This window comes from Methylocella silvestris, assembly GCF_002891535.1.
GTDB lineage: Bacteria > Pseudomonadota > Alphaproteobacteria > Rhizobiales > Beijerinckiaceae > Methylocapsa > Methylocapsa silvestris_A.
The window spans coordinates 35973-45588 of the sequence record NZ_PDZR01000021.1; the positions used below are offsets into that span (position 1 = coordinate 35973).

General features: G+C 64.7%; 12 protein-coding genes. 3 read left to right on the forward strand and 9 right to left on the reverse strand.

All coding sequences use genetic code 11. The annotated features are described in order from the left end of the window. Positions 1–58: 58 nt before the first annotated feature. Complete coding sequence (locus tag CR492_RS15850; protein WP_102844709.1) at positions 59–541, reverse strand: NUDIX hydrolase; 483 nt, start codon at positions 539–541, stop codon at positions 59–61. Continuing rightward, positions 538–1152 carry a pyridoxamine 5'-phosphate oxidase gene (gene pdxH / locus CR492_RS15855; RefSeq protein WP_102844710.1) on the reverse strand — a complete coding sequence of 205 codons (615 nt, stop codon included), beginning with the start codon at positions 1150–1152 and terminating at the stop codon, positions 538–540. Before pdxH ends, CR492_RS15850 begins: the two co-directional genes overlap by 4 nt. A 230-nt stretch (positions 1153–1382) precedes the next feature. Here pdxH and CR492_RS15860 point away from each other — a divergent pair, with 230 nt between their 5' ends. The 3 genes from CR492_RS15860 to CR492_RS15870 all read left to right on the forward strand — a co-directional run bounded on the left by CR492_RS15860 (position 1383) and on the right by CR492_RS15870 (position 3846). Continuing rightward, complete coding sequence (locus CR492_RS15860) at positions 1383–1835, forward strand: RT0821/Lpp0805 family surface protein (RefSeq protein WP_245412120.1); 453 nt, start codon at positions 1383–1385, stop codon at positions 1833–1835. Positions 1836–2006: 171 nt separating this feature from the next. Next, on the forward strand, positions 2007–2975 hold the full coding sequence (locus CR492_RS15865; RefSeq protein ID WP_102844711.1) for a DnaJ C-terminal domain-containing protein: 969 nt from the start codon (positions 2007–2009) through the stop codon (positions 2973–2975). A 97-nt stretch (positions 2976–3072) separates the two neighbouring features. Further along, a complete protein-coding gene (locus CR492_RS15870) occupies positions 3073–3846 on the forward strand; it encodes a DUF1499 domain-containing protein (protein WP_102844712.1) in 774 nt (257 codons plus the stop codon). Between the two features lie 8 nt (positions 3847–3854). Here the strand turns inward: CR492_RS15870 and CR492_RS15875 are convergent, their stop codons facing one another. The 7 genes from CR492_RS15875 to cysT form a co-directional block, all read right to left on the reverse strand. Continuing rightward, on the reverse strand, positions 3855–4763 hold the full coding sequence (locus tag CR492_RS15875; protein WP_102844713.1) for an MBL fold metallo-hydrolase: 909 nt from the start codon (positions 4761–4763) through the stop codon (positions 3855–3857). Positions 4764–4847: 84 nt separating this feature from the next. Further along, entirely contained in the window at positions 4848–5135 is a 288-nt protein-coding gene (locus CR492_RS15880) for a hypothetical protein (RefSeq protein WP_102844714.1), read from the reverse strand. A gap of 65 nt (positions 5136–5200) precedes the next feature. Further along, on the reverse strand, positions 5201–5818 hold the full coding sequence (locus tag CR492_RS15885) for a DedA family protein (protein ID WP_102844715.1): 618 nt from the start codon (positions 5816–5818) through the stop codon (positions 5201–5203). A 35-nt stretch (positions 5819–5853) separates the two neighbouring features. Then, on the reverse strand, positions 5854–6507 hold the full coding sequence (locus CR492_RS15890; protein ID WP_102844716.1) for a DedA family protein: 654 nt from the start codon (positions 6505–6507) through the stop codon (positions 5854–5856). 114 nt (positions 6508–6621) lie between these two features. Beyond that, complete coding sequence (locus CR492_RS15895; protein ID WP_102844717.1) at positions 6622–7713, reverse strand: sulfate/molybdate ABC transporter ATP-binding protein; 1092 nt, start codon at positions 7711–7713, stop codon at positions 6622–6624. Positions 7714–7770: 57 nt separating this feature from the next. After that, positions 7771–8697 carry a sulfate ABC transporter permease subunit CysW gene (gene cysW, locus CR492_RS15900; protein ID WP_245412121.1) on the reverse strand — a complete coding sequence of 309 codons (927 nt, stop codon included), beginning with the start codon at positions 8695–8697 and terminating at the stop codon, positions 7771–7773. Next, positions 8690–9562: a sulfate ABC transporter permease subunit CysT gene (gene cysT, locus CR492_RS15905; protein WP_102844718.1), complete on the reverse strand. Its 873-nt coding sequence runs from the start codon at positions 9560–9562 to the stop codon at positions 8690–8692. The genes cysW and cysT overlap by 8 nt, the downstream gene beginning before the upstream one ends. Positions 9563–9616: the final 54 nt, after the last annotated feature.

Here is a 9616-nt window from a genome sequence, read left to right on the forward strand (position 1 = left end):
TGCGATGACATGCTGAAACTCTAGCCATGTTTGCGCAGCTTTGAAAAGCGGCGGTCCGTCAGCGCGGCGTCGCGGCGCGAAAATATCTGGCGGCGGCGCCCTCGACGACCTCGGCTGTCAGCGGCGTGCACGGCAGGCGCGCGAGTGCGGCGGGAGGCGCCCATAAGACCCGGCCGGCTTCGGGGCCCGGCGTACCCTCGCCGGAAATCCATTCGCCGATGAAGGAAGCGATGACAAAATGACGCTTGATCCTGCCGCTCGCGTCGCGTTCGATCGATTCGACATGGCGATTGAAGCCGAATATGCGCGCCTCCACCTGGACCTCTTCGGCGAGTTCGCGCAGGGCCGCGGCTTCAAGCGTTTCGCCGGCCTCAACCAGCCCGCCAGGCAGCGAGAAATCGCCCGCGAAGGGCGCCCGCGTGCGGGTTGCAAGCAGCACCGCGCCGCCGCGGAACACGGCGATGCTGACGGCGAGAAACGGATAGGCCGGATAGAGCCGCGCCGATTCTGGCGCGGGTTCGGCCGTGGACTGGCTGCTCACGGGTAGAGTCGCTCCTTGCGCCAGGCCGCGCCGACAGAATCGCGGCGGAAGACGATGCGGTCATGCAGGCGGAAGGCCCCGTCCGACCAGAACTCGATCTGCACCGGCGCGATCCGGTAGCCGGTCCAATAGGGCGGGCGCGGGATTTCGCCGATGGCGTATTTCAGCGCATATTTGGCGACGGCTTTTTCAAGCGCGAAGCGGCTTTCGAGCGGGCGGGACTGCTGGCTCGCCCAGGCGCCGATCCGGCTTTCGCGGGCTCTTGAGGCGAAATAGGCGTCGGCCTCGGCTCCTGACACTTGCGTCACGGCGCCGCGAAAGCGCACCTGGCGGCGCAGCGATTTCCAGTGCATGACGGCGGCGGCCCCGGGATTTGCCGCAAGTTCGCGCCCCTTCGCGCTTTCGGCGTTGCTGTAGAAAACGAATCCCGCCGGGCCCGCCTCCTTGAGCAGCACCATGCGGACGTCGGGAAGCCCGTCGGCGTCGACGCTCGCCAGCGCCATCGCCTCCGGATCGTTCAACTCGGCCTTGCGCGCCTCGGCAAACCAGGAGTCGAACAAATCGAACGGCTCAAGCGCGTCGGCAAGGTCATCCCCCGTTAACTTGTTCAAGGCTAAATCTCCCCAGGGCAGATGCCGAAAAGTTGTAGACTCTTCGGACCGACATCATGCTCCAAACTCTCGGAATCGATCGCGATTCATGATTTTGGATTGGTTCATCCCAAATCGTCGCGATCGGCGGGCAACACTTTTTGCGAGCGGTTGAAGTTGTGACAGGACGGCTCGTGCGCCATTATCATCAATTGAGGTCGCTCTCCAGGATTCGTCGCGCCGGCCTGCTTTTGTCTGCCTTTCTAGCGCCTGACGGGCTGGCGGGGAGCGCCCTTCGCCTGTTGCCGTTGATGCTGGCCGGCGCCTGCCTGTCCGGTTGCGCGGTCTCCCTGCCGATCGCGACGCTGACGAGCTCAAGGGACGACGTCACGGGCTCGATCGAAAGTTCGCCGCTCGAGCGCCTGCTCGACGCCGAGGATTGGCGCCGGGCCAAAGCGGCCCTCTCGACGGCTCTCGACCCGCAGGGAAATGGCACGGAGGTCGGCTGGGACAATCCCGAGTCAGGCGCGAAGGGCTCTTTCGCCCCGCTTGGAAAAGCCTATCCGTCAGAAGCCAAGATCTGCCGCGCCTTTCGCACCGACGTGCAGCGCAAGGGCGCAACGAATGCGATGGAAGGCGTCGCCTGCGCCGACAAGAGCGGCGACTGGGGAATCCTCGAGGTCCGCCCGGCGAAGAAGGCTTGAGCCGGCCTCGCCGGCTTCCCTCCGGCTTAGCGCCAGCCGAAACCCTGGCGGACCGCAAGCGCGGCTTTAAAGGCGCAAGCCTTGCGCGTCGCCGAAACATTCCCCATTTTCGAAACGAGACATGGGCGCTGGCGCCGGGGTCTGGGCGAGCGTTTGGAGTGGGCTCAATCGATGCGTGATCCTTATACTGTTCTTGGCGTGGCAAAGGGCGCAGATGCGGCCGAGATCAAGGCGGCTTTCCGCAAGCTCGCCAAAAAATTCCATCCCGATCAAAGCAAAGAGGTGAAGGCGAAGGAAAAATTCGCCGAAATCAGTTCGGCTTATGAAATCCTCGGCGACGAAAAAAAGCGCGCCGCCTTCGATCGCGGCGAAATCGACGCCGAAGGCAAGCCGCGTCATCCGGGCTTTGAGGGCTTTGGCGCCGGCGCGGGCGGATTTGGCGGCGGGCGCCGCGCCAAGGCAGGCGCGGGGGCGGGCTTTGAAGGGTTCGAGTTCAATTTCGGCGGCGGCCGCGCCGGCGCGGGACCGGACCCGAGCGATATTTTCAGCGAATTATTTGGCGCCGGAGCGGCGCGTCGGGGCGCGCGCGGGGCAGGTGCGCCGCCGCCGCGCGGCGAGGATGTTACGGCGAACGTCAGCGTCAGCCTGAACGATGCGGTGCATGGCGGCGCCGCCCGCGTGACCTTGCCGAGCGGGCGCACCCTCGAAGTCACCATTCCGGCTGGAATCGAGGACGGCAAGCAAATCCGCCTGAAGCGTCAGGGCGCCCCAAGCCTTGGCGGCGGCGAGCCGGGCGACGCGCTCGTCACGGTCAAAATTTCCAAACACCCTTTCTTCCGCGTCGACGGTCGAGATCTGCGTCTCGATCTGCCGGTGGCGCTTTATGAGGCCGTCCTGGGCGCCAAGATCAATGCGCCGACCCTTGACGGCGCCGTGGAGCTCGCCGTGCCGCCTGGCTCCAACGGCGGCCGCACCCTGCGGCTGCGCGGCAAGGGACTGCCCAATCCGCAGGGCGCGGCGGGCGATCTGTTGATAACCCTGCGCGTCGTGCTGCCGGACGAGACAGATCAGGAACTGGCCGCGCTGATGCGCAAATGGGAAAGCCAGAAGCCCTACAATCCGCGCAGCGACCTCGGCTAGCATTCTGGAACGCCGCTCTTGCGACGGGCTCGTCCGCCATGCGATGAAAAACGTGCCGCCCGCGACAGGGTGGTTTGCGTGGGACTGCAGGGGCGCCATGCGGCGGCTGATCCTCGAAGAGCCATTTTCGCGATCGGCGCTGCTGAGCCGCCGGCTTGCGGCTTTTGCCGTGGCCGTCGCGCTGATCGGCGTTGCGGCGGCGCGGGCGGGGCTTGATCCGCCGGCGGCGCTTGCCGTCCTCGGCGGCTCAATCGGCCTTGCGGCGGCTGCCGTGGTCTGCGCGCTGCTGGCCTTCGTTTTCATCTGGCGCACCGGCCGTCAGGGCGCGGGGCAGGCGACGGCCGGGCTCCTGCTGGCGCTGCTTCTCGTCGCCTATCCTGCCTATCTCGTTGCTAAAATGGCGCACACGCCACGATTGACCGACTTTTCGACTGATCTTGCCGATCCGCCCATATTTTCAACCTCGCGCGCTGCCCTCGCCGCGCGGGGCGGCGCGACGCCGCAAAGCCTGCCGACGGCGAAGCGCCGCGCTCAGGCGGCGGCCTTTCCGAAGATCCTGCCGATCCTGCTCGATCTCGAAGGCAATGAAGCCTATGCCGCCGTTCTCAAGGCGGTGGCGGCCAGCGGCTGGAAGATCGTCGAACAGACGCCGCCGGGCGGGCGCATGGGGATTGGCCATATCGACGCCATCGCCCGCAGCATGATCTTGGGCTTTCCGTCCGACATCACGATCCGGGTGCGGCCGTTGACCGACCAGACGCGCGTCGACATTCGCTCGGCCTCTCGCTTCGGCCCGTTCGATTTCGGCGTCAACCAGCGCAACATCGCTGTGTTCGAGGCTTCGCTCGAGGCGCAGGTCGACAAGAAATAGCGGGCGCCTCAGGCCAGCGTGAAACGGCTGGCCAGCGTCGCCGCCGCGTTCTCGGAAGCGACGAGCCCGCGGTCGGCAAGGTCCTGAAGATGCGCCAGCGTCGACAGGGCAGCTGCGAAACGCAGATTTTCCGGTAGATTTTCATAAACATTGGCGACGATCGCCTCGACCGTGGCGTCGCCCTTTTCCAGCCGCGACAGGATCGCCTGCTCGCGCTGGCGGCGGTGATGCGCGAGCGCGCGGACGAAGCGTTGCGGCTCGCTCACCGGGCCGCCATGGCCCGGCCAATAGATCCTGTCGTCGCGCTGGCGCAGCCTGTCGAGCGAATTCATGTAATCGCGCATTGAGCCGTCGGGCGGAATAACGACCGTGGTTGACCAGGCCATGACATGGTCGCCGGAAAACAGCGCCTGCTCCTGCGGCAAGGCGAAGGCCAGATGATTTGAGGTATGACCCGGCGTTTCGACGGCAACGAGCGAAAATCCATCCCCTTCAAAACGATCGCCCTCGCGCAGGATTCGATCAGGCGCATGGAGAAGATCGTGCGAGCCGCCCCCGGCGGCGTGCGCAAAGGGCGCGCAGCCGAGGATAAGCGCGCCGGTCGCGGCCTGCAGCAAACGCGCGCCCGGCGCATGATCCTTATGCGTATGGGTGACGAGGATGGCGGCGACCTTTTCGCCCCGCAGGGCGTGGGTGAGCGCCGCCAGATGGCTTTCGCTTGCGGGACCGGGATCGATGATCGCGACCTCGCCCTTGCCGACGATATAGGAGCATGTTCCGGTAAAGGTCATAGGGCCGGGATTGTCGGCGACGATGCGGCGGACCAGCGGCGACAGAAATTCAGGCGCCCCGGCGGTCGCATCGAAAGCGCGGTTGAAGGCAAGCGCTTCGCTGGCGGCGGATTCGGCGTCGTTCATGCGTCTTCCTGGATGAAAAAGGCGCCCCGCGGGCGCCTTCCAAACCTTAACAACGCGCCAAGCCACAACTCGCGGGCGTCGGTCTTATTTCGCTTCCGGTCCGGATGGCGGGATCACCGGCGTCGAATTGGGCTCGGGAACAGGCGCGGGCTTGACGATGCCGGGATCAACGCCGGGCTTAGGTTTGATGACGCCGCCGCTTTCGTCAAGCTTGCCGCTAAGACTCTCGCTCCGGCCGGCGTTCAAGGGCTCGCCCTGTTTTTCCGGGATGACTTGCGATGTTCCAGGAGCGCCAGGCGCGGATTGCGCCATGGCGAATGGCGCCGTCAGAGTGGTCAATGCCGCCAGAACAGCCGCGACTTTTCTCAACATGGCGAAGTCTCCTCAATGGGACATTTCTTCGCCAACGCCCTGCCGCAGCGCTTCGTTCCGGGATTCTACCTGACGTCCGTCAGTTCCTCGGCAAGCTTTTTCTCCTCGCGCCGCATCAGGATCGCGGCGACAACCACGCCCGCGACGACAAAGAGGAGCGCCAGAACGCCGAGCGGGCCGCTGACGCGATGCATGGCGTCGCCGAAGAAGAAGGCGCCGGCGCCCATGAGGATCGCCCACAGCACGCCGCCGGTCGCGTTGAAAAACAGGAATTTGCCCCAGCTATATTTGTTGACGCCCGCCAGCAAAGCGGCGAGGACGCGCAAAAAAGCGACGAAGCGGCCGAAGAAGACAATCTTGCCGCCGTGCTTTTCAAACAGATGCTGCCCGAGCTTCAGGCGCGATTCCGGCAGATGGATGAATTTGCCGTAGCGTACCAGCAGCTTCGCGCCGAAAGTGCGGCCGACCCAGAAGCCGATATTGTCGCCGATGATCGCGCCCGCCGCCGCCGCGATGACAACCCAGACGATATCGAGATTTCCCGTCGCCCCGGCGTATCCCGCCGCGAGCAGCAGCACGGTTTCGCCGGGCAAAGGCACGCCGGCGCTCTCGAGCATGACAATAAAAAAAACGGCCCAATAGCCATGTTGGGCGATCAGCGGCTGTATTTGTTCAATGAACACGAAGGCTCCTGATGCACGGCGTCGCGCGGCCGATCTTAAAAGGATCGGGTTTGAACGGGGCCGGGCAACGCAGTTTCCGCCTCCGCAATCAAACGGGCTTCGTTCTTTTTATAGAATCGCCAGCAGAAAGTAAAAACGCCCGCCGCCGCGATAAGGCCGACAAGGCCGATCGGCCCGGCGATGCGGTGGGCTTCAGCGCCGAACACAAAGCCGATGGCGCCGAACAGGCTTGCCCAGACGAGCGCGCCGGCGGCGTTGAAAAGAAAGAAGCGCGAGGGGCTGAAGCGGTTCGCTCCGGCAAGAAAAGCGGCGAAGGCGCGCAGCACGGCGACGAAACGGCCGAAGAAAACAATTTTGCCGCCATGTTTTTCGAAAAGATATTGCCCGAGTTTGAGCCGCCCTTCATCGAGATGAATGAGCGGCCCGCAGCGCGCCAGCAGCGGAAAGCCGAAGCGGCGCCCGGCCCAGAAGCCGAGATTGTCGCCAACGATCGCGCCAGCCGCCGCGGCTGCGATCACGCCTGCGATATGCAGTTCGCCGCCGCTCGAATGAAGGCCCGAGAGGATTGCGCCGGTGACAAGAAGCGTTTCGCCGGGAAAAGGGATGCCCGCGCTCTCGATGGCGACGCCGCAGAAAATCGCGACATAGCCGTAGCGCGCCAGCAGCTCTGGAATTTGGTCAAAGGTCATGATGATCCTGCGACGTGTCCTTGAAGGGAACGCGTCCAGAACGTGGATCACGGCGCGCGAGGGCGCAAATTCATCTTGAGCGCGCCGCGCGTTGGACCGGGCTTTTTCGCGCGCTCAGCCTCGCGCGTGAACCGCGGCCCCGGCGGCGTCCGCCTTCAGAAAGAAGGCGCCGCGCAGGAAGCGGACCGGCACGAAGGCGCCGGGTTGAAGAGCGACCGAGGCGGGCGCGTCGACCTCGACGCTTGAGCGATCATAGGGAAGGGCGATTTCGGCGCGCCGCGTCGGGCCGCTGCGCCGCACTGACAGAACTTCGGCCTGGAGCGCGCCGGGCCCTTCCTCGCCGATCAGAATATCCTGCGGCCGGACGAACAGTCGGCCTTCGCCATTGTTCGAGGTGGCAAGACGGTTCGCCTTGGGCAAATCGAGGCGGTGGTCGCCGAGAAACACCTCGCCCTCGCGCAGCTGCGCGCTGATGGCGCTCGATTCGCCGATGAATTCATGAACGAAGGCTGTCGCCGGATGGTCGTAGATTTCGTCCGGCGTGCCGATCTGCTCGATATGACCGCCGTTCAAGACGGCGACGCGGTCGGCGAGTTCGAGCGCCTCGTCCTGATCATGGGTGACGAAGATTGTCGTATGACCTGTGCGCGTGTGAAGCTCGCGCAGCCAGCTGCGCAATTCACGCCGGACCTTGGCGTCGAGCGCGCCGAAGGGCTCGTCGAGAAGCAGCACGCGCGGCTCGACCGCCAGCGCTCTGGCGAGCGCGACGCGCTGGCGCTGGCCGCCGGAGAGCTGCGAGGGGCGACGTTTTTCGAGGCCGCTCAGCTGCACGAGATCGAGCAGCTCATGCGCGCGGCGGCGGATCTCGGCCTTGGGCGGGCGCTGCGCGCGGTTGCGCACGTCTAGTCCGAAGCCGACATTGTCCTCGACGGTCAGATGTTTGAACAGCGCGTAGTTCTGAAAGACGAAGCCAACGCGCCGATCCTGAACGCTTTTTTCCGACGCGTCCTCGTCGCCGAAAAAAACCTTGCCGGAATCGGGAAGGTCGAGCCCGGCGATGATCCGCAACAGCGTCGTCTTGCCGCCGCCGGAGGGACCAAGCAGAGCCACAAGCTCGCCGCTGCCGACGTTGAGGCTGACGCCTTCCAGCGCCGCACGGCGGGCCCCAGGGAAGCTTTTAACGATGTCTTGAGCGCGTATCTGCATCGATTGTGCTTTCGTAGTCTTGGATCGTCGCCGCGTGCGGCCGAAAAAGCGTTGTGATCAATGGCCGCGCGCCTTGCCGGGCAGGGCGTCGTTGAAGCGCGTTTCAAGCAGGGTCTTGAGGACGAGGGTAATCAGCGCCAGCAGGGCCAGCAGGGAAGCGACGGCGAAGGCGGCCGCGGTGTTGTATTCATTGTAGAGAATCTCGACATGCAGCGGCATGGTGTTGGTCTTGCCGCGGATATGGCCGGAGACCACCGACACGGCGCCGAATTCGCCCATCGCGCGGGCGTTGCAGAGTAGCACGCCATAGAGCAGCGCCCATTTGATGTTGGGCAGGGTCACCCGCATGAAGGTCGAAAAGCCGCTCGCGCCGAGCGACAGCGCCGTTTCCTCGTCGCCCGTGCCCTGATCTTCCATCAGGGCGATCAGCTCGCGCGCGACGAAGGGGAAGGTGACGAAGATGGTCGCGAGCACAATCCCCGGCACGGCGAAGATGATTTCCAGATCATGCGCCTTGAGCCAGGGGCCGAGCAGGCCATGCGCGCCAAATAGCAGCACGAACATCAGCCCCGCGACCACGGGCGAGACGGAAAAGGGCAGATCGATCAGCGTGATCAGGAAGCTCTTGCCGGGGAAATGAAATTTGGCGATGGCCCAGGCCGCGGCGAGGCCGAACATGATATTCGCGGGAACCGCAATCGCGGCGACGGTCAGGGTGAGGCCGATCGCCGAGCGGGCGTCGGGCGAGATAAGCGCTCCCCAATAGGCGGCAACGCCCTTGCTGAACGCCTCGGTGAAGACGATGGCGAGCGGCAGGATGAGAAACAGGCTGAGGAAGACGACGGTGACGCCGATCAGCACCGCCTTCAGGAGATCGCTTTCGCCGGTGACGGGGCTGCGCGACCGCCGCGCCGCCTTTTTTTCAGGACCGCTCCAGATACTCTCCGCGGGCGCGCCCGCCCAGCCCGTCGCCGCCTCAGACATTGCCAAATCTCCTGCGGCTCCAGGCCTGGATCAGATTGATTGCGAACAGGATGAAGAAGGAGATCGCGAGCATCCAGATTGCGATCGCGGTCGCCCCCTCGTAGTTGAATTCTTCGAGCTTGACGACGATCAGAAGCGGCGCGATCTCGGAAATGAAGGGCAGATTGCCGGCAATGAAGATCACCGATCCATATTCGCCGACGCCGCGGGCGAAAGCGAGGGCGAAGCCGGTGAGGAGGGCCGGCGTCAAGGCCGGCAGGATGACCCGCGACAGGGTCTGAAGCCGCGTTGCGCCGAGCGAGGCCGAGGCCTCCTCGACGTCCTGTTCGAGATCGACGATCACCGGCTGGACTGTGCGCACGATGAACGGCAGCCCGATGAAGATCAGCGCGACGACGATGCCGAGCGGCGTGAAGGCGATCTTCCAGCCAAGCGGGGCGATGAGGGCGCCGATCCAGCCATTTGGCGCATAGATCGCCGCCAGCGCGATGCCGGCGACGGCGGTCGGCAGCGCGAAAGGCAGGTCCACCGCCGCGTCGAGCAGGCGTCGGCCGGGGAAATCATAGCGGGTCAGCACCCAGGCGACGATGACGCCGAACACGACATTAATCGCGGCAGCGGCAAGCGCCAGCGTGAAACTCGTCTTCAATGCGGCGAAGACGCGCGGCTGAACGCCGATGCTCCAAAGGCCGGAAAGCCCGAGCCCGCTTGCCTTCAGGACGAGCGCGGCCAGCGGGAGAAGCACAATGATGCTGAGATAGACCAGCGTGTAGCCAAGTGACAAACCGAACCCCGGCAGGATCGAGCTTCGCTTGAGGGGCAGGGCGCTCAGGGACACGGTTGGCCTTTCGGTGGGAGGCGTCATTCGCCCGCTCATCGAACATTATCTACAGAGATTATGGACTGTACGCTAGCCGAG

Coding starts and splice junctions, on each gene's coding strand:
- CR492_RS15890 (WP_102844716.1), bottom strand. CDS start 6,507: ATGACCTTTGACCAAATTCCAGAGCTGCTGGCGCGCTACGGCTATGTC.
- CR492_RS15895 (WP_102844717.1), bottom strand. CDS start 7,713: ATGCAGATACGCGCTCAAGACATCGTTAAAAGCTTCCCTGGGGCCCGC.
- CR492_RS15870 (WP_102844712.1), top strand. CDS start 3,073: ATGCGGCGGCTGATCCTCGAAGAGCCATTTTCGCGATCGGCGCTGCTG.
- CR492_RS15865 (WP_102844711.1), top strand. CDS start 2,007: ATGCGTGATCCTTATACTGTTCTTGGCGTGGCAAAGGGCGCAGATGCG.
- CR492_RS15880 (WP_102844714.1), bottom strand. CDS start 5,135: ATGTTGAGAAAAGTCGCGGCTGTTCTGGCGGCATTGACCACTCTGACG.
- cysT (WP_102844718.1), bottom strand. CDS start 9,562: ATGACGCCTCCCACCGAAAGGCCAACCGTGTCCCTGAGCGCCCTGCCC.
- cysW (WP_245412121.1), bottom strand. CDS start 8,697: ATGTCTGAGGCGGCGACGGGCTGGGCGGGCGCGCCCGCGGAGAGTATC.
- CR492_RS15875 (WP_102844713.1), bottom strand. CDS start 4,763: ATGAACGACGCCGAATCCGCCGCCAGCGAAGCGCTTGCCTTCAACCGC.